The sequence below is a fragment of the Clostridium sp. KNHs216 genome (assembly GCF_006714885.1).
Lineage (GTDB): Bacteria > Bacillota > Clostridia > Oscillospirales > Acutalibacteraceae > Caproiciproducens.
On sequence record NZ_VFMF01000001.1, the window covers coordinates 1,350,081 to 1,368,465 of the forward strand.

Consider the following 18,385-nt stretch of genomic DNA (forward strand, 5'->3'; position numbering starts at 1 on the left):
CGCCATTTTCAGATATACTGTTATTTGTATTGTAAAAATGACAGAATCTGGGGTGCGCTTTTCATGAATGCAGTTAAACAAAAAATCACTAAGCTCTTTGCGAAGGACCATAAACGGCCGGACATTTCGCTCAGCCTTTTTAAATACATAGGGCCCGGTCTTCTGGTGACGGTGGGCTTTATCGACCCGGGAAACTGGGCGACCAACATCGCCGCCGGATCGGATTTCGGCTACGGCCTGCTCTGGGTAATCACGCTTTCCACAATTATGCTGATTCTTCTTCAGCACAACGTCGCCCATCTGGGAATTGTGACCGGCGACTGTCTTGCGGAGGCGGCCACCCGGCATCTGCATAAAAAAATCAGCGTTCCCGTGCTGATTACCGCACTGCTGGCCTGCGCCTCCACCGCCCTTGCGGAGTTGCTCGGCGGGGCCATCGCGCTGAATATGCTGTTCCATATCCCGGTAAAAGCCGGTTCCCTGATTGTTTTTGCTGCGGTCACGGCAATGCTTTTCAGCAACTCCTATAAGAAGATTGAAAAAATCATCATCGGATTTGTTTCCGTGATCGGGCTGTCCTTCCTGTACGAGCTGACCATGGTGAAAATCGACTGGGGCGCGGCTGCCGCGGGATGGGTGACGCCTGTTTTCCCGGAAAACTCCGCGTTTATCATTATGAGTGTGCTGGGCGCGGTGGTAATGCCGCACAACCTGTTTCTGCACTCGGAAGTCATTCAGAGCAGGCAATTTAACCTGGAGGACAAAGCTGTCTTGGAAAAACAGCTGAAATACGAATTTACGGATACCCTTCTCTCCATGGTCATAGGCTGGGCCATCAACAGCGCGATGATCCTGCTTGCGGCCGCCACCTTTTTTCAGCAGCGCATCCCGGTGGACGAGCTTTCCCAGGCGCACACGCTGCTGACGCCGCTGATCGGAAACGCTTCCGCCGTCATCTTTGCCGTGGCTTTGCTTTTCGCCGGTTTCTCCTCGTCGATTACGGCCGGAATGACCGGCGGCAGCATTCTGGCGGGCATGTTCGGCGAGCCCTACAGCATCAGCGACAGGCACACCCGCATCGGCGTATTGGGCACCCTGATCGTCGCTATGGCGGCCATTCTGTTCATCAGCGACCCGTTCAACGGCCTTCTCATTTCCCAGATGCTGCTGAGCATTCAGCTTCCCATCACCATTTTCCTGCAGCTGTATCTGACTTCCTCCCGGAAGGTAATGGGTGAATACAAGAACACGCCGCTCCACAACGCGATGCTGTGGGCGGTCGGAATCGCGGTAACCGGCCTGAATATCTATCTGCTGATAGACACGCTCCTGTAAAGCCCGCGGGACTTCACGTATTTTCCAACTGCTTTGCGTAAATCTCCGTATAGGTGAGCCGTCCGTTCAGCCGTTCCGACTTCATCAGGCTGATCTTTTCCACCCGCATGTGCATGGGAGGAATTGCCCGCGCAAACGCTTCCCGGTCAAAGCCCGGCACAAGCGAAACCTCCCGGCCAAGGGTCAGGTGCGGTTTGAATTCGCGCGTTTCAAGGGAGAACCCTTCCCTGCGCAGTTCCACGCACAGGCTTGCCTGAAGGGCCGTAAGCGCGGCATTGTGCTCAACGCCGACCCAGTAAATGTCCCCGCCGCGGCGAAAATGTCCAAAGCCCCCAATCCTCAGTTCAAAAGGCACCCCGGCAGCGGCGTCCATCGCCCGCTTTGCCGAATCGGCCCGCGGGGTCTCGCCGAGGAAAGCCAGAGTCAGGTGCAGATTTTCACGCCGGGTGAAATTGCCCCGCACCGAGTTTTCTTTCAGCCTTTCGATACAGCCGCACAGGCTGTCCTTCACTTCGTTCTGAAAGTTGACCGCTATAAAAAGACGCATTTTGTTCACCTGATTTCTTTGAGCACATCGGTGATTTCCGCCTCGGTGCTGCTTTCAATAAAATTCACAGCATGATCGATCACGCTGTCCGCCAGCGCGGCGGTCCCCGCCACACAGGCGATGCCGATGACGATTGTCTGATGGACGTCCTGACAGTCGATTTCGGCGGCGGACACATGGAACTGATTCTGCACCTTTGCCAGAAGGCTGTTCACCACCATGCGTTTTTCCTTCAGCGAATGCACCCACGGCGCGTAAAGCGTAATCTGTGCCGTTCCTATGAGCATCTGCTGTCCCCCTTCTTGAGCAATCTGAAATTTGAAAGCCATTCTGCCGTACGTGCGCTGCTATAGAGCGGCGCACGCTTTTTTTTTATTATACCCGCCTTCTCCCGGAAAGTAAACGGAATGCCAAATACGCATGAAAAGAGGGTACCGAATCATAGATTCGGTACCCTCTTTTCGGCCTTTACCGGATGGGCGGCTCGCTGTCACAATGCCTTTTTATCTCCGCAACGGCTTCATCGATATACTGAGAAATGGTCTTCTCCTGTATCCCGATAATATGGACATGTCTTTTCACAGCAGGGATCAAAAAGACCCTGTCTGCCGCGCAGCCCGAAACCGTCATCGCCATTTTCGGGGTAACCTCCCCGTACATGGCGTTCGGAAGGATGATTCCGAGCGGGCCGACGATGACATCCGCGCGGGCACAGTTGTATACCACCGCGTTTTCCCCGGTCGCCCCGGCGTTTGCTCCGCCCTTCATCATATTGGAGGTTGCCAGAGCGTTGGTACCCACCGCAACGACTTCCGCCTCGGGCAGTGCGTCTTTCAGCCGTTCCACAATGCTCCTTCCCATTCCCCCGCCCTGTCCGTCAATCACTACTATTTGCATATGATATCTCCATTTTATATGATAATCCCTGTTATGAATAAAAGCGCCGCGGATATTCCCATAAACAGAACCATGGAATATCCGCGGCGCCTTGCCTAAGCCGGAAGGCGGCAGAACCGGACTCCGACTATCCGTTTGGTTTTATTCAGAGCCGCCCCAGGGGACAAACAGTTCGTGTTCAATCTTCAATTCATCCATCGTTTTTCCCACCAGATAATCAATCATGTCAGTCAGTGATTTCGGGCGCGTATAGAACTCCACACAGGGAGGCTGGATAATCACGCCCATCTCCGACAGAGTGAGCATATTGCGCAGATGAATCCGCGACACCGGGCTCTCCCTCGGGACCAGGAGAAGCGGGCGGCGTTCCTTCAGGGTCACGTCAGCGGCCCTTTCAATCAGATTGCTGGAAAATCCGTTTGCAATCCCGGCCAAAGTCTTCATGCTGCAGGGAATGACAATCATCCCGTCCACTGGGAAAGAGCCGCTGGAAACAGCCGCAGCCAAGTCATCCGCGGGGTATACCGTATCCGCAAGAGCGCAGACCTGTTCCACCGTATAGTCCGTTTCCAGCGATATCGTGCGCTGTCCCCAATCGCTGATGATGAGATGCACCTCGACTCCTGCCCGATGAAGCTCTTCTATCAGGCGTATCCCTAAAATTGCACCGCTCGCACCGGTTATGGCGACTATCATTCGTCTTTTCTGCATAATCCAACCACTTTCTATAGATGATTCTTTCAAACAAAATCCCCGCTGGAGAATCATTCAGGCAACCGGGTCAAGCGCTGAATATTCCTAACACAGAAGCCACAAAACAGACAAGGGCAACCACAAGAGCACCGACGATGCCCATGAGGATTTGTTTGGCAAAGTAGCTCTGCGCCTCTTTTTCGCCGTACTGCTGTACAAGATTGGACATGACGATTGCTCCGGTAGCACCCAGAGGGCTCATGCAGGCGGCAAACGCACCCGCTGAAGTCCCAATGATTGCCAGCGTTGCAGAAGCGGATGGGATAGACGCAATAATTCCAGGAATCGTTGGGATAAGAGTCAAAACCACCAGGCGTGAAAGCGTGAACATTGCCATGATACTGGCGGTAAAGCTCATGATAGGAGCAACTGTGTTTGTGCTCATAATGGAAGCAAGAGCAGAGCTCATCAGCTGGAAACCGCCCAGCTTGGATACGAGGTTAATCAGCGTACCGACGCCGCAAATCAGCATCAGGGAACTGAGGGAAACCTTTTTGACGGCATCCGCACAGTTACAGGCTCCAAGAATCAGGCAGGCGATTCCCACAATGATTCCGGACCAGCCAATGTCCACATTGAACAGGACGACAAGTGCAACTACCGCAATAATGCCTAACAGGCTGACCATCTGCGCACGGGAAAATTTCGGCAGCTCTTTCGTAACCGATTCCGTTTCAACGGAACCTTTCACCTGCAGTCCGCCTAAAATCAGGTACACCACAAAGAAGCTGACGGAAAAAGCAACCAGGCAGAAAAGGTAAACGTATACAAGGTTAATATGCAGCCCCGATGATTCGGCGGCAGTGGTAATATTAATGGTATACTCATTGATGGGGCTGTAACATCCGCAGGCAATGCCGTAAGCGCCGGCCAAGCCGTAAAGGAGAGGCTTGCCGTTGGATGCGTGTGCAAGAGAGATGCCGATGCCGGACAGAATCGCCATGCCGGCAAGGCTGTTGATGCCGATAGAGCTAAGGAAGACACCAACGTAGAACAGGAAGAAAGGGATCAGCTTTGCATTTTTTCCGACTTTGGCAAGCAGTTTTTTTGCCAGCAGTTCAATAGAGCCGTTTACCTGGGTGATGGCAAAGAAAAACATAATGCCAAATACGCGTACAAAGAGGGCCGTGGGGAAAAATCCCATGATTTCCGTTTCTTTTATTCCAGCCATTTTGCCGACGATGAATGCGAGCAGCAATCCCATCAGTCCAAGGTGGATCGGGTTCTTTTGAATCGCACCAAGACCGCCTATGACAAATAAAACGATTACGGCAATCAAAGAAATCAGAGCCATATTAAGTTCCATTTTTATGGTTCCTTTCTAAAATATAATCTCTTTTTCATTTACTTTTCGGAAGATTCCGGGTCCTTATGACCCGGAATTAATACAGATAGTTTTTAAGATCGATATCTTCCATTCCGGAGATATGTATCTTTTCAAAACGTTCCCTATTACCACTCATGGGAATTGTTGCGTCAACAGCCATTTTGTCGCAGACGCCTTCCCTTGAAGACGGGTCCAGCTTATTGCCCATGGCGCCTGGAATGATAAAGATGTCTCTTGCCGCCTGAACGCGGTTGGCAATCGCCCACTCAACATCCTGCATATTGAAGATGTCAATATCCGTGTTGACAGCAACCACATGCTTTACTTCCGTGCTGCTTGTAAATGCGGCAAGCATTGCGTTCTTCGCTTCGCCGTCGTGCTTCTGGTCAAGCTGGATCACCACATGGTAACGGCAGCCGCCTGCGGGGGTAAGATGAACATTCTTAATGTTGGGAGTAACCTGACGGATCACCTGCATCAGGATCGCCTCGCGGGAAATACCGCCGAGCAGAAGATGTTCCATGGTTGCGGGGATAATCGTGTGGTAAATCGGATTGTTTCTATAAGTGATTGCCGTTACCTCAATGAAATGACGCGGCGCTTTGGGGCCGTAGGTCTTGGGGTATTCACCAAACGGGCCTTCGTTTTCACGGACATTGGGCATGATCTTTCCTTCGATGACGATTTCGCTTTCCACTGGAACCTCAAGGTCAACCGTCTCGCATTTTACCAGCTCGACCGGCTCGCCCAGAAGGGTTCCCCCGATTTCAAACTCATCAATGCCGAGTCGTGTGGTCGCCTGCGAACTCAGCAGCAGGGACGGATGCACGCCGATCACAAGAGCGATTTCCAGAGGCTTGCCCATGGCTTCCATTTTGTTGAAAAGCTGATTGGTGTGACGGGGCAGAAGCAGAGCGCCCAGATGGTTTTTATCCTTTACCTCATGACGGTGGATCGCTACGTTGCGTATCCCGGTATCGGGGTCCTTTGTAATGCACATAGCAGCGGTAATATAACGGGAGCTGTCCTTTTCATGGTGCAGGCAGGCGGGCAGAATATCAAGGTCTACCTCGTCGCCGATCATAATATTTTCCTTTACGGCAAACTTTTTCTCGTTCTTTTCGTATACCTTGCAGGGAGTCAGGTTGCTCAGTGCCTGAGAAAAGCGCTCCCTCAGCTCCGGGTAGGTCATTCCCAATGACTTTGCCATTCCCTCGCGGGTGTGGCTGAGTCCTGTGACAACGGGCATAGTGCTGCCCTTGACATTTTCAAAATAAGCGCCGTAGTCCGGCTCCAGCTTTTTCCCGATCGCTGCCAGTTCATTGATGGGATCTACCTGTTTGCTGATTCGCTTCAGGGTTCCATCCTCTTCCATTTGAGACAGCCATTCGCGCAGAATAGGTTTCATTTCAATTCCTCCTCTTTCTCATTGACCATTAATAATCCAGACCGTCTGTTGATATACAGACGGATCTTTACGGTTTAGGGGCTCCTTCAATCGATTGAAAGGAACCGTACGGAATCAGTCTTTTTTAAGCGCGTCAAGTGCGGAAATGTCTACGCCCCTTTGCTTGAGCCACTTCGGCAGCAGCACATTGTCAACTTTTTTGCTGACTTCCGGTGCTTTGTCAATCAGGAGCTTTGCAAGGGATTCGCTGACGTTCATGCCTCCCATTGCGCCGTCGAAGATGATGACCTTATCCGTTCCGGTAACGTTGTAAGCGAACTGCATCGCCTGCTCGGTGGATCTTGCGGTGACCGCATAGTCCATATAGCCGATATTCATAGAGTCGGTGTCGAACAGTTTCCCCTGTTCCTCGCCAACAACCACCGTGGGGATGTTTTTGGAGAAGAATTCCGACGGGTAACCGGTCCAGGCGTAGTTGTGCACACACATTTTGATGGCCGGGTTCATCGGCGGCGTTTCTTCGAGCAGCGGCTGGCCGTTCCTGCGGTAGAACGCTTCGGTGTACCAGGTGTAAGGCGGAAGCGGGCTTTCCATATCGTAAAGGTCCGTGTTCGCGCCGGTAAAGTTGGCGTAGATCACGCCCGCGGAAAAGACGTACGGTACCGGACAGGGGAAGTCGAGGACCGCGATGCACTTGTCAACTTCTCCGAACAGCGTCATGATTTTGCCGTATAGCTGACAGCCGACAAAGGTTGCCCGGTCGTTGAGCGCATAAAGATCGTTGTCGCAGTCCGCGCCGATGACGCCGTGAGGACCGCAGTTCAGGAAAGCCGCAAAGGCGAATTTGCTCTGAACGAATTTGGATTCAAAAATCGCACGGGCCGTAAAATTTGCCGCGCGGGGGCCGAGGTTCTGATGATAGGTGCTGCGGGTTTCACAACGGGCATAGGACATGCCGAACGGCTTTACCGCCTTGTCTACCTGTCTGTGAAAATGCACCTCACGCACGTCGGTATGATGCGCGTGGATGATCCAGTCCGCGTCGTAGACCTTCTTGATTCCGTAAAGGGTGCCGATCTCGGTCTCGATCGGAATGCCTTCGTCAATCGGGGCAACGCCGATCGCCTTGCCGTGATAATAAGTATCCAATCCGTACCGTTTGATATATTCCTCAGTCTCACGGAAACGCATGCCGACACCGGCACGCAGACGGATATCTTTGCATCCGGTCCTCTTTTCCACAACATCCCTGATCGCCTTTAAAAGCTCGGCGTACGGTTCGCCGCCGAACAGGGTAAAGCCGTGGTGGGAAGCCAGCACATTTACGGAATGCTCCGGCTTAATCATGCTCATGTCGACCTTCATCAGGGCGTCTTCCGCCGCTTGGCGGACGTTTTTGATCGCGTCCGGTCCACCCGGCAGCAGCACGGGGGGAAGGTCCGGGAAGAGCTCGCGCAGATAAAGGGACACCATTCCCGGCATTTCGGAAACACGCGCTTTCACCAGGGAAGGGTCAATGCCGTATTGGGAAGGCTTTGGCAGAATCGGCTTAATGGGTTCATGCATCAATTCCGTGTAATTCATTTCTTTTCCTCCCCTTCCGGATTGGTGTGTACGACGCGGTCCAACAGCTGTTTATCCTCTTCAAAATAGAAGCCTCTCTTGTTGTACTTGTGTACAATATCTTCGGGAAGCGTCCATGCGGTAGGCGTTACGCCGTACCACTGCCAGCCGTTTTCATCGCGTTTCAGCTCGATTCCCGCCGCCTGAATCAGACGGAGCAGCGGCTGAATGCACTCGATCGTGCAGCCGGTGCGGATCCCCGTCACGGAAGAAATTTCGTCCGGGGTTTTTGCCCCGGCCATAATCGCCGCGGCAACCTCCTCGGCGCGCACGCCTACGCAGTAGCAAATGACCTGTTCCGGATTCAGATGCGCCTTTTCACACAATTCGCGGATTTGTCCGGAATCGTATTGGGAAATATCCACCCCGACGGTAAACGGTTTCTCCCTTTTTACCATTTTGATCGCGTGGAACGGGCATCGGGATTCACAGTTGGTACATCCCCGGCACTCATCCTCTTTTACCTTTGCTTTTTTGTCTGTCACCGAAATAGCATAAACAGGACACACCTTTTCACATACCTTACAGCCGCGGCATACGTCCTGCTGCACTTCGGCCAAAAGAGTCACTCGTTTCATCCGTTAAATCTCTCCTCTCCTGCTGCTGTTTTCCTGACTGCGGACCTTTTCAATACGATTCTGCCTGGATTCATCCAACCGATTGCCTCCTTTTGAAAGTAGAATATTCTTCTCCCCCATCTTTTTACCGGGTTTTCTGCTGGGAAAGTTCAAACGCAACGTCGATAATCATGTCTTCCTGTCCGCCGACCATTCCGCGGCGGCCCAGCTCAACAAGAATATCGCGGGGATTCAGATGAAATTTTTCCGCCGCCCTGTAAGTATGGAGCAGGAAGCTGGAGTAAACACCGGCGTAACCGAGCATCAGGGAAGCCGTATTGACGACCTGCGGGCGCTGCATAATCGGCTCGACGATCTCCTCGGCGACGTCCATAATGCCGTACAGGTCAACGCCGGTATCGTATCCAAGGCGGTCAAGAACCGCACAGAGGACCTCGTTCTGCGTATTTCCGGCGCCCGCACCCAGCCCGCGGCAGGTGACATCGATATAGGAAGCGCCTTCCTCGACAGCCGCGACGGAGTTTGCGATGGAAAGGCCAAGGTTGTTGTGGGAATGGAAGCCGACCGGAATTCCAATGGAATTTTTCAGCGCGCTGATTCTTGCGCGGACGTCGTCCGGCACCATATGTCCGGCGGAATCCGCAAGGTTGATGTAGTCCGCTCCGCATTCCTCAAAAATCTTTGCCTGCTCGACGATTTTTTCCGGAGAAGCCATGTGGGACATCATCAAAAAACCCACCGCCGTCATACCGATGCTTTTCGCGTATTTGATATGCTGAATGGCGATATCCGCCTCAGTTACATGAGTGGCGACACGCACGGCCTGTGCCCCGTTGTCCTTTGCTTCCTGAAGGTCCTCAATGGTCCCGATGCCGGGAAGCAGCAAAACAGTCAGCTTTGCGTTTTTCACCACTTTGCTCGCGGCGCTGAGAAGCTTCATCTCCGGCACCTTGGACATCCCGTAATTGATGGAAGAGCCCGCGATGCCGTCGCCGTGGCTCAGTTCGATCAGGCTGACGCCCACCTTATCCAGTCCTCCGGCGATTGCGGTGGCCTGTTCTACCGTAAAGCTGTGGCTGACTGCATGGCTTCCGTCACGCAGTGTGGTATCTACAATCTTAATTTTCCTTTTTTCCATAGCGGTTAGTCCTCCCTGCTCAGCAGATTTTCTGCAACTTTTTCTGCAACGGCGGTTGCCGCCTGATTGATAATGTCGAGATTGCCGGAGTATTTCGGCAAAAAGTCGCCGGCGCCCTCAACCTGTACAATCACGGTAACCTTGTTCCCGTCGATCACCGGAGGAACACGAAGCTGATAGCCCGGCACATAGGCCTGAACCTTTTCCACATATTCGTACACGGAATCAATGATCTTTTTTTCATCGGGATTCTTTACGATGGAGTAAATGGTGTTCGTCATCATCAGGGCCGGATCTGCGGGGTTCAGAACGATAATCGCCTTGGCTTTGTCCGAGCCGCCGACGATTTCAAGCGCTTTTCTTGTCGTCTGTGTGAACTCGTCAATGTTTGCGCGGGTTCCGGGGCCCGCGCTCTTGGAAGAAAGGCACGCGACGATCTCGGTGTAGGAGGAGTCCGCTACCTTATCAATGGCATAGGCGATCGGAATCGTCGCCTGGCCGCCGCAGGTCACCATGTTGAAGTTATCGACATGGGCAAGATGTTCCAGGTTGACACAGGGAACCACATAGGGTCCCACCGCGGCCGGGGTCATATCCATTACGATCTTTCCGGCGGCCTTCAGGATCGGCGCGTTATGTAAATGCGCTTTTGCGCTTGTTGCGTCAAATACGATTTTGATATCCGGGTCCGCGGCGACCGCGTCAACGCCGTTCAGCGATGTTTTAAAGCCCAGCCCCGCGGCTCTTTTAATACCCTCGGACTCCACGATGCCGGCCATCATATGCATCTGCAGATGTTTGCTCTTCATAACCTTATACATCAGGTCGGACCCGATGTTGCCGGGGCCAATGATGCCTACCTTAATTTTCTCCATTTTGATTTCCTTTCAAGAATGTTATTTGAATTTGGCTGTCACACTGCCCATGCCGTAAAAGCTCACAGTAAAGCTGTCGCCTTTTGCAGCCGGTTGTGCGGCGGTCAATGCACCCGCCATTACAATATTTCCTTCTTTCAGTTCAATGTCGAAAGCAGAGAGTTTATTCGCCAGCCAGGCGACGGAGGCCGCGGGGTTGCCCAGGACCTCGGCACAGGTGCCGCTGTTCACAAGCTCGCCGTTCTTTTCCAGCGTCATTCCGGTCAGGCGCATATCCACATCGGCAATGGGAGTCATGCGGCCGCCGATGATGAATCTTGCGCTGGAGCCGTTGTCCGCAATGGTATCCGCAAGGGTAATCTTCCAGTCCTTGATTCGGCTGTCTACGATTTCAATCGCGGGAACCACATACTCCGTGGCATTGTATACGTCGGCGACGGTCACGCCGGGTCCGCGTAAAGTCTTTTTCAGACAGAAAGCGAGCTCGCCCTCGACCTTAGGCTGGATCAGTTCGTCAACGGGACAGGCTTCGCCCTCCAGCACCAGCATTTTATCGGTCAGATGGCCGTAATCCGGCTCGTTCACATGCAGAAGATTCTGCATGCCCTTGCTGGTAAGACCGATTTTCATACCGATGATTTTTTCACCCGCGCCAAGCTTTTTTGCCACATTTTCGAGCTGAACGGCGTAGGCATCTTCGACGGTCATATCGGGATTGGACGCTGTGGGCATCGCAATCTGACGGCGTTCTTTCTCTGCTTCCAATAAGTCCTGAGCAATTTTCTTGCGGTCCATAAATCTTACTCCTTTTTATGAATGATGATCGAATCCGTGGTGTTCATGGTGGAAAGGCTTTTTCATCAGCTTTTCCGCAAGCACCGCGGCGATTTTCTGAGCGGTTTCCTCTTTTCCGTCATGGTTTTTCAGGCATTCCAGCAATACGCCCGCCGCCAGCCGGACCTCGTCGTTCGGCCCGGGGAAGGACACCAGCATGGACGGCCCGACCGTTCCGACAGCAATACGCACCCCGTCCTTGACGTGGCGCCCGGTTCCCTGCTGAAATTTCACAATATAGGGCGTTGCCGCCTGCGGGTCGATTCTGAGCATGCTCTCGACTGATTTATCCTTGTCCTCGGCGCCGACCCCTCCGGTGGTGATAATCAGCCCGAACGCGCGCGAAACCGCATCGGACAGCTTATATTCCATGTCGTCCAGATCGTCTTCAATCACATCCCCTACGGTCACCTGGTAGCCCTCGGACTCCAGAAGTTCTTTCAGATAGGGGGTGTTCGTATCTTCAATCAGGTTCTGCTTCAGCTCAAAGCCGGTCGGGAAGATAATTGCCCGTTTGGCAATACGCTCCCTCATTTCATCCACCATTTGGTCGACCTTTCGGCTCATTCTGGTGGGATTCTCCCCTTCCAGGCAGATCAGGCCCAGAATTCCGTTGGAATGGATGCAGGAATCTTCGGTCAGATGCACGCCGTCCAGCTTCGCAAGCGCTTCCAGCAGCGCGCGCTCCTTTCCTACAATATTCTCAGTAGGAATATCGTTTTCCATAATGTCCAGCGTAATATGGTCAGGGCGCACGTCGACCACCAGCACCTTGCTGCTTTCCAGCCCAAGCACATCCGCCACGATCTGGGCGAGCAAGGTCAAATTCACATGATCGAGCTTGATGTGGTTGACCCAGAGCTCCGTCTTTTCCAGCAGGTTCAGACCCATCTTCAGAATCCCCTTTCCGTCTCAATTTTTTTGCAGCTCAACATCCATCTTGATATCCAGAAGCGGAGCGTCAACAATTTCTTTCCCAATGCAGAGCATATCTATTCCGTAATCAATGAATTTCGGAATATCCTCCAGCTTGACGCCACCCGCAAAAGCGATCTGAAGCTTTCCGCTCATTCCCATTTGCTCAATCTTTTTGGTACAGCGGACCACATCCTCCAGATTGCCCGTGTCTACCATCAGGATGCTGCAGCCGTTTTCCACAGCCTGCTTTGTTTCTTCTTCAATAGAATTTTCTTTACCCTTTATCTGAATCACCTTCGCCAGATCCCCGCAGCCGCGCACGCTTTCCAGTGCGGCGGGGATGGAGCCGAGCATACGGATATAGTTTTTATCGAGATAGACCATCGGCGTACTGCTGATGCGAAAGGAAGCTCCGCCCGCGACAATCGCCTGACGCACACCGTTCTTGATGGCAGGAGGCATCTTCTTCCACGAGCCGGACACAATCCGTATTTTCCCCTGTGCAAGCCGGACGGCTTTCTGAGAGGCCGTAGCGATACCGGAAAACTTAGAGAGCGTTCCAATCACCCTTTCTTCCGCCATTGCCATTATTTTCGGGGCAGCGATCACTTCGCCGATCGGCTCTCCCGCCTTTACGCTGTCCCCCTCGTGCAGAAACAGTCTGAGCTTCGCGCCGATCTCCCCGGTCAGCCGCTGTGCCTCCTCCGTGCCGGACAGGCATCCGTCACGCTCGGGAATCAGCAGAGCGCGAAATTCTTTGTCGGCAATTCCTTTGAATATCGTATCCCGGATATCTTCCATACTTTCCTCCATGTTCGTCATTAACGAACAGCGTTCATAATTATGAATTTAAGAATAGCATTCGCTGTTAACGAACGCCGTTCATTATATTTCTCAGAAAAATTTCATGCCGGGCTATTTATATCCCAGCCTTTGTGAAATCTGCAGCGCGCAGCCCTGCACATCCTTTGCAATGGAGGCGATATTTTCCATCGGCAGCCTTGCCGTAGGGGCAGACACACTGATCGCCGCAACCGGCTGATTTAAATGATTGAAAATAGGAGCAGCCACACAGCGCAGGCCCGTTTCGATTTCCTCGTTGTCGATCGCGTAACCGCAGGCGCGCACATGATTCATTTCCTGGCTCAAATCCTCCAGACAGGTAAGAGTATGCTCGGTATACTGCTCAAGATTCCCTTTCACAAACAGATGCCTGAGCGCCTCGTCGCCTAAAAATGCAAGGATCGCTTTTCCCACACCCGTGCAGTGCATCGGAGCCCGTTTACCCGTCTGAGAATAAACGATCATGGCACCGGGGGCGTCCACTTTATCAATATAAACGATTTCGTCCCCATAATGGGCGGCCAGATGAACCGTAGCGTTGTGCTTGCTGACCAGCTCTTCACAAAACGGCTTTGCTTCGTTGCGCAAATCCATGCGCTTATATACCAGACTGCCCAGTTCGAAAAGCTTTATGCCCAAACGATACCGTTTTGTCTGTACATTCTGTTCCAGATACCCTTTGCTGACCAATGTATTCACAAGCCCGTAAACGGTACTCTTGCTTAATTTCATCTGATCAGAAATTTCGGAAATTCCAAGCTCAACCAATTGTCCTTCAAAGCACTCCAAAATATCCAGTGCACGGACAACAGACTGTACAAAAACACCCGTTTCGCCTGTCATTGCAAAAATCCCTTTCTGTAAAACGTTAAAAGCGTAAATATTGTATATGAAAAAGCAAATTTTCAGATGGCTATATTTTAGAATAAGATTCAGGAAAAGTCAATTGAATTCTATAATACGGAATCAATTTCGTCAATAGCGAAACAATACACTCTGCTGTTTTGTTTAAAACCAACAAAATATTTCCAGATATTTTGTTCTGATAAAGAAACCATTATGATATCAATCGAAATAATTAACTATTGGTATAATCATACATAATAATACTTTATGTTATATGAAATAAAGCAGTAGCGAGTTCATCTTTTCTATTTACACAGAGAGGGAGCCGGTTCCATGGGAACCGGCTCCCTCTGATATCATTTACGAATCGAATGTCTCAGCCGCCAGCTGAAACCGGCCGACCTCATCGTGAAGAATCGCTGCCTGAGCGGAAAGCTCCTCGCTGGAAGCGGAGCTTTCCTGCGCGGTCGCGGCGTTTGTCTGTACCACCGCGGAAATCTGTTCGATGCCCTGGGTGATCTGAGCGATTGCCGCCGCCTGCTCCTGAGAAGCCTTATCGATTTCTTCAATGGAAATTTTGACCTGTTCGGAGGTTTCGGTCACCCGGCTCAGCTCCGCCGCCGTATTTTCCGCGGTCCGGGAGGCGTCCGCCACCGCCTCAATCGAAGCGTTGATCAGCAAGGATGTCCGCTTTGCCGCCTCGGCGGATTTTGCAGCCAGAACGCGGACCTCATCGGCGACAACGGCAAAGCCTTTCCCGGCTTCCCCCGCCCGCGCCGCCTCGATTGCCGCGTTGAGCGCCAGAATGTTCGTCTGGGAAGAAATATCCTCAATGGCCTTGATGATCTGGCCGATCTGGTCCGAGGACACCTTCATCTCGTTCATTGAGGAGAGCATCTGCCCCATGTGTCGGTTGCTTTCTTCAATACTGGAAACCGTCTGCACGACGTAATCCGTCGCCTGGCCGACGCTGGCTGCGTTGTGATTTACCTGCTCGGACACATTGACGATGGACTGGGACAGCTCCTCGATGGCGGCGGCCTGTTCCGACGCGCCCGAAGCCAGCGCCTGTGAAGCGTAGGATACCTGATCCGCTCCGGACTTCACCTGCTGAGAGGATTCGTTCATCGTTGACAGCGTCCGGTTCAAAGAGGTATAGATGGTCTGCAGGGACTCTTTGATCGGTATAAAATCCCCGATATATTCCTGCTCAACGGCGGAGGTGACGTCCCCCTGAGCGATTCTGAGCAAATGGTCGGTAATGTCCTGAACAATACTGCGCATCATGACGATCAGCTGTTCCGTCGCCTGAGTCAGCACGCCCGTTTCATCCTCCGTCATAACAACCGGCGAAGGTGGGGACTGAACGTCGCCTAAAGAAAGGCCGTGCAGCCGTTTGGTGACATTCTGGATCGGCCCGGTGATCTTTCCCGCCCACCGGTACATCAGCAGCATACCGGAAACGGCAAGGGCCGCGCTGACCAGAAGCAGAAGGAAAAGGGACCACATTTTCTGCTGGTTTTGGCTGGCCACCGCCTTGTTGATATCATCATAATAATTTCCCGTGCTGATATACCAGCCGTAGGGTTCAAATTTTTGGGTAAAGGCCCGTTTCTGAAAAGTTCCCTGCTCCCCGGGCTTGGTAAAATAAAACTCAGTATATCCGCCGCCCTCCTGATTGCCGGCAGCAATCACGTTGCGTATGTAATAATTGCCCGCCAGGTCCTTGGCGTCATAGCGCATGGTACCCTCATATTCCTTGTTCATATGCACCGCGCACAGCCCGTCGGCCTCGTCCGCCCAGAAATACCCTTCCCCGCTGTTATAGCGGGTATCCCGGACAATTGCCTTCGCATTGTCAAGCGCCTGCTGTTCCGTGATTTTCCCGTCCTGATAGCTTTTATAATTCGCGTCCAGAGCACTGACGATGTTTTCAACCGCGACCTTGATTTCCTTATCATACGCCTGTTTGGTGGCGGCAATGGAAAGATTGAACGCCCGGTCCATACAGAGATAGGAAATGCCGGACAGCACAACGATCAAACTAAGCAGCAGGCCTCCAATAAACAGGACCAATTTTCCTTTCAGGTGCAGCGAATGCTTTTTTATCATTTTGAAATCCCCTTTTCAGTCATTTCATGGATGTACAGCAATGAAAAAGCACTTTCCCGGATGCTTTTCCGTTGCCGTCGAGACAGTCATTTTTTCCATTATTTTTGAATTGTGTAAACGGATCAATTGATTCCGAAATTTATCTTTTTAAATGGAATCGACAAATTGCCATTATTTTCTATACTATACCATGAAATGCTTTCCCTGTTGTTAAATTGCAAGAATATTAATGTGAAATTTCTGCAATTTTCACAAAAAAAGAAGCCCATACTGCAGATCAGCCAAGCCTTCCGGCGTGGTCGATCTTTCCAGTACGGACTTCCTTCCGTGGGGCAAAAACATGGATTCAAGCCTGAAAGATTAAAAAAAGGATGTATCTGTTTATACTGCGAATGGAAAGGGAACGGAACATGGAAACTAGAGCAGCGTCTCGTAAAGCTTGGGAGACGGTTTCGGGATCACCGTTGTCTGCACCAGAAGCTCACACTGCTTTGTCGCAGCCTCCACGGCGGTGCGCACGGCCCCCACGTCTCCGGTCAGGACGACCACGCCCTTTCCGCCGATGGAATAGCCGATCTTGATTTCGACCAGCGTAACGTTCGCCGCTTTTGCCGCCACATCCCCGGCCGTTACCGCCGAAGCGATGGAATAGAACTCCAGCACGCCGATCGCCCCGGGATTTTCCACCTGGTTCGTCAGGCAGATCGCGGGAATCAGCTGGGAGTGGATGTTCGGGATCAGCAGGGTATCCACCAGATATTCTCCGGCGTACTTCTCCCCCACGGACATGGAAACCTTGACATCCCCGGTCGTCCCGCCGATCAGCACAATATACTTACCGGGGCAGACGGTGGACGCTTTCAGCAGGTCCACGTTCGCGGCCTTGATCATATAATCGCTTGTTTCAATTCCTCTGGCGATACTGGAAAATTCAATCATACCGATTGCCTTGCTCATGCTGCTCACTCCTCCCTGCTCCGACGGATGACCGCGCCGGTCCCGTCGATTTTTTCTATCACACCGTCAATGCTCGCGTGGATGTTCGCGGACAATCCGCCCTGCGCCGCTGCGGCCAGCAGCTCGCCCTTTGCAACGCGGTCATTGACCTGTTTGACCGGAGCAGCCGGTTTGCCGATATGCTGCTGGAAAGGAATGAACACCCTTTCCGGGGCAAGCTCACAGCATTCCTTTGCATGAAGCCGGTAATAGTCCATGATATTCAGCCGGGCCGCCAGCCTGCCGGTAGGCACCTGCCCGTACCGGGCGGCCTCGCTGGGAACGGGATTCCTGTTCTGCTCCACCTTGATGCCGCGTTCCCTGAGCTGGCCCTTCAGATAAATATTCACCTTCCGGGGAGACAGCCCCATAGGGCAGGAAAACATCTCGCAGACGCCGCATTCCGAGCAGTTCATCGCCGTTCCGAAGGCTTTCTTATATTCCTCGTTATCGGTGATAAAAGGTTCCCGGAACAGACTGCGCATGACAAGATGCGGCTTCATATTGTGACCGATCAGGTTCCGTGGACAAAGGCTCGTGCACATTCTGCACTGGACGCACGCGCTTTTGGCCTGAAGCCGGATGCGGTGGAGCGGCATGGTCGCCCGACGGATCAGATAATGATCCTTCGGCAGGACGATGATATTTCCCGTCGTCTTGGTAACGCTCAGCTCTTTAATCCGGACGGGGTCCGTAAACACCTTCCCCATCATGGGCCCGCCCAAAATAATGTCGTAATCGGAAACGGTCGGCTGCGCTTTATCAATACATTCGGTTACAGGAGTCCCCACCGGCACATGGAGAAGAACCGGTTCTCTGACCTCCCCCACAACGGACAGATATTTGTCCGTTACCGGCCTGCCCTGCAGCGCGTCGTAAATATTGAGCATCGTGCCCACATTGTCCACGACCGCTCCCACATCGAGGGGAATCCCCCGCTCCGGGACGGATTTTCCGCAGACCAGCTGCACCATCACCTGCTCGTCTCCGGCGGGATAAAAAGCGGGCATTTCAAACAGCTCGATCGGCGCTCCCGATTTTTCAATCGCGCTCCTGAGCGCGGCGATCTCCGCCGTATATTTTCTTTTCAGGGCAATTACCGTCCGCTTTGCGCCCAGATGGGCGGAGACGGCCTGCGCGGCCTCGACGATCCGGTCGGGATAAGTACGGGAGATATATTTGTCCGTCTCGATCAGCGGCTCGCACTCGGCGGCGTTGATGATAAAACAGTCCGCTTTCGCCGAAAGCTTCACATGGGTGGGAAAGCCCGCGCCGCCCGCGCCGACGACACCGGCGTCCTTAATCGCTTCTGTCAGATTCATGGTATCACCGTCCTAAATAAAACATTCCATACA

18 protein-coding genes are annotated in these 18,385 nt (G+C 52.6%); 1 reads left to right on the plus strand and 17 read right to left on the minus strand.

Annotated features, from left to right (window positions below; all coding sequences use genetic code 11):
- Positions 1-63: 63 nt before the first annotated feature.
- Positions 64-1,335 (plus strand): Nramp family divalent metal transporter, encoded by a 1,272-nt coding sequence (locus LY85_RS06480; RefSeq protein WP_141825957.1) that lies wholly within the window; start codon positions 64-66, stop codon positions 1,333-1,335.
- Positions 1,336-1,348: 13 nt separating this feature from the next.
- Here the strand turns inward: LY85_RS06480 and thpR are convergent, their stop codons facing one another.
- The 17 genes from thpR to LY85_RS06565 all read right to left on the minus strand — a co-directional run bounded on the left by thpR (position 1,349) and on the right by LY85_RS06565 (position 18,352).
- Complete coding sequence (gene thpR, locus LY85_RS06485) at positions 1,349-1,882, minus strand: RNA 2',3'-cyclic phosphodiesterase (RefSeq protein WP_141825958.1); 534 nt, start codon at positions 1,880-1,882, stop codon at positions 1,349-1,351.
- Positions 1,883-1,887: 5 nt separating this feature from the next.
- The gene (locus tag LY85_RS06490) at positions 1,888-2,169 is read right to left on the minus strand and encodes a DUF503 domain-containing protein (protein ID WP_038325398.1); all 282 of its coding nucleotides are present in this window, start codon (positions 2,167-2,169) and stop codon (positions 1,888-1,890) included.
- A gap of 181 nt (positions 2,170-2,350) precedes the next feature.
- Entirely contained in the window at positions 2,351-2,779 is a 429-nt protein-coding gene (locus LY85_RS06495) for a DUF3842 family protein (RefSeq protein WP_141825959.1), read from the minus strand.
- Positions 2,780-2,920: 141 nt separating this feature from the next.
- Positions 2,921-3,490, minus strand: coding sequence for a UbiX family flavin prenyltransferase (locus tag LY85_RS06500; protein WP_141825960.1), 570 nt, complete (start codon positions 3,488-3,490; stop codon positions 2,921-2,923).
- A gap of 70 nt (positions 3,491-3,560) precedes the next feature.
- Positions 3,561-4,838 carry an SLC13 family permease gene (locus tag LY85_RS06505; protein WP_141825961.1) on the minus strand — a complete coding sequence of 426 codons (1,278 nt, stop codon included), beginning with the start codon at positions 4,836-4,838 and terminating at the stop codon, positions 3,561-3,563.
- A 76-nt stretch (positions 4,839-4,914) separates the two neighbouring features.
- Entirely contained in the window at positions 4,915-6,267 is a 1,353-nt protein-coding gene (locus LY85_RS06510; RefSeq protein ID WP_141825962.1) for a UbiD family decarboxylase, read from the minus strand.
- Positions 6,268-6,381: 114 nt separating this feature from the next.
- On the minus strand, positions 6,382-7,851 hold the full coding sequence (locus LY85_RS06515; RefSeq protein WP_185741131.1) for a hypothetical protein: 1,470 nt from the start codon (positions 7,849-7,851) through the stop codon (positions 6,382-6,384).
- A complete protein-coding gene (locus LY85_RS06520; protein ID WP_141825963.1) occupies positions 7,848-8,468 on the minus strand; it encodes a 4Fe-4S binding protein in 621 nt (206 codons plus the stop codon). Before LY85_RS06520 ends, LY85_RS06515 begins: the two co-directional genes overlap by 4 nt.
- 124 nt (positions 8,469-8,592) lie before the next feature.
- Positions 8,593-9,606 (minus strand): 4-hydroxy-2-oxovalerate aldolase, encoded by a 1,014-nt coding sequence (gene dmpG, locus LY85_RS06525; protein WP_141825964.1) that lies wholly within the window; start codon positions 9,604-9,606, stop codon positions 8,593-8,595.
- A 5-nt stretch (positions 9,607-9,611) separates the two neighbouring features.
- Complete coding sequence (locus tag LY85_RS06530; RefSeq protein WP_141825965.1) at positions 9,612-10,481, minus strand: acetaldehyde dehydrogenase (acetylating); 870 nt, start codon at positions 10,479-10,481, stop codon at positions 9,612-9,614.
- A gap of 21 nt (positions 10,482-10,502) precedes the next feature.
- The gene (locus LY85_RS06535) at positions 10,503-11,276 is read right to left on the minus strand and encodes a fumarylacetoacetate hydrolase family protein (protein WP_141825966.1); all 774 of its coding nucleotides are present in this window, start codon (positions 11,274-11,276) and stop codon (positions 10,503-10,505) included.
- Between the two features lie 15 nt (positions 11,277-11,291).
- Positions 11,292-12,206, minus strand: a complete 915-nt coding sequence (locus LY85_RS06540) for a molybdopterin-binding protein (RefSeq protein WP_141825967.1) — start codon at positions 12,204-12,206, stop codon at positions 11,292-11,294.
- Positions 12,207-12,227: 21 nt separating this feature from the next.
- Positions 12,228-13,034: a quinolinate phosphoribosyl transferase gene (locus LY85_RS06545; RefSeq protein ID WP_141825968.1), complete on the minus strand. Its 807-nt coding sequence runs from the start codon at positions 13,032-13,034 to the stop codon at positions 12,228-12,230.
- 114 nt (positions 13,035-13,148) lie between these two features.
- Entirely contained in the window at positions 13,149-13,919 is a 771-nt protein-coding gene (locus tag LY85_RS06550) for an IclR family transcriptional regulator (RefSeq protein WP_141825969.1), read from the minus strand.
- Positions 13,920-14,282: 363 nt separating this feature from the next.
- Positions 14,283-16,034 carry a methyl-accepting chemotaxis protein gene (locus LY85_RS06555; RefSeq protein WP_141825970.1) on the minus strand — a complete coding sequence of 584 codons (1,752 nt, stop codon included), beginning with the start codon at positions 16,032-16,034 and terminating at the stop codon, positions 14,283-14,285.
- 417 nt (positions 16,035-16,451) lie between these two features.
- Positions 16,452-16,991: a BMC domain-containing protein gene (locus LY85_RS06560; protein WP_141825971.1), complete on the minus strand. Its 540-nt coding sequence runs from the start codon at positions 16,989-16,991 to the stop codon at positions 16,452-16,454.
- 5 nt (positions 16,992-16,996) lie between these two features.
- Positions 16,997-18,352 (minus strand): 4Fe-4S dicluster domain-containing protein, encoded by a 1,356-nt coding sequence (locus tag LY85_RS06565; protein ID WP_141825972.1) that lies wholly within the window; start codon positions 18,350-18,352, stop codon positions 16,997-16,999.
- Between the last annotated feature and the right edge of the window lie 33 nt (positions 18,353-18,385).

Bases quoted from the DNA above. Each gene is read 5' to 3' on its own strand.
- LY85_RS06480 (WP_141825957.1), top strand. From the start codon at position 64: ATGAATGCAGTTAAACAAAAAATCACTAAGCTCTTTGCGAAGGACCAT.
- thpR (WP_141825958.1), bottom strand. From the start codon at position 1,882: ATGCGTCTTTTTATAGCGGTCAACTTTCAGAACGAAGTGAAGGACAGC.
- LY85_RS06490 (WP_038325398.1), bottom strand. From the start codon at position 2,169: ATGCTCATAGGAACGGCACAGATTACGCTTTACGCGCCGTGGGTGCAT.
- LY85_RS06495 (WP_141825959.1), bottom strand. From the start codon at position 2,779: ATGCAAATAGTAGTGATTGACGGACAGGGCGGGGGAATGGGAAGGAGC.
- LY85_RS06500 (WP_141825960.1), bottom strand. From the start codon at position 3,490: ATGCAGAAAAGACGAATGATAGTCGCCATAACCGGTGCGAGCGGTGCA.
- LY85_RS06505 (WP_141825961.1), bottom strand. From the start codon at position 4,838: ATGGAACTTAATATGGCTCTGATTTCTTTGATTGCCGTAATCGTTTTA.
- LY85_RS06510 (WP_141825962.1), bottom strand. From the start codon at position 6,267: ATGAAACCTATTCTGCGCGAATGGCTGTCTCAAATGGAAGAGGATGGA.
- LY85_RS06515 (WP_185741131.1), bottom strand. From the start codon at position 7,851: ATGAATTACACGGAATTGATGCATGAACCCATTAAGCCGATTCTGCCA.
- LY85_RS06520 (WP_141825963.1), bottom strand. From the start codon at position 8,468: ATGAAACGAGTGACTCTTTTGGCCGAAGTGCAGCAGGACGTATGCCGC.
- dmpG (WP_141825964.1), bottom strand. From the start codon at position 9,606: ATGGAAAAAAGGAAAATTAAGATTGTAGATACCACACTGCGTGACGGA.
- LY85_RS06530 (WP_141825965.1), bottom strand. From the start codon at position 10,481: ATGGAGAAAATTAAGGTAGGCATCATTGGCCCCGGCAACATCGGGTCC.
- LY85_RS06535 (WP_141825966.1), bottom strand. From the start codon at position 11,276: ATGGACCGCAAGAAAATTGCTCAGGACTTATTGGAAGCAGAGAAAGAA.
- LY85_RS06540 (WP_141825967.1), bottom strand. From the start codon at position 12,206: ATGGGTCTGAACCTGCTGGAAAAGACGGAGCTCTGGGTCAACCACATC.
- LY85_RS06545 (WP_141825968.1), bottom strand. From the start codon at position 13,034: ATGGAAGATATCCGGGATACGATATTCAAAGGAATTGCCGACAAAGAA.
- LY85_RS06550 (WP_141825969.1), bottom strand. From the start codon at position 13,919: ATGACAGGCGAAACGGGTGTTTTTGTACAGTCTGTTGTCCGTGCACTG.
- LY85_RS06555 (WP_141825970.1), bottom strand. From the start codon at position 16,034: ATGATAAAAAAGCATTCGCTGCACCTGAAAGGAAAATTGGTCCTGTTT.
- LY85_RS06560 (WP_141825971.1), bottom strand. From the start codon at position 16,991: ATGAGCAAGGCAATCGGTATGATTGAATTTTCCAGTATCGCCAGAGGA.
- LY85_RS06565 (WP_141825972.1), bottom strand. From the start codon at position 18,352: ATGAATCTGACAGAAGCGATTAAGGACGCCGGTGTCGTCGGCGCGGGC.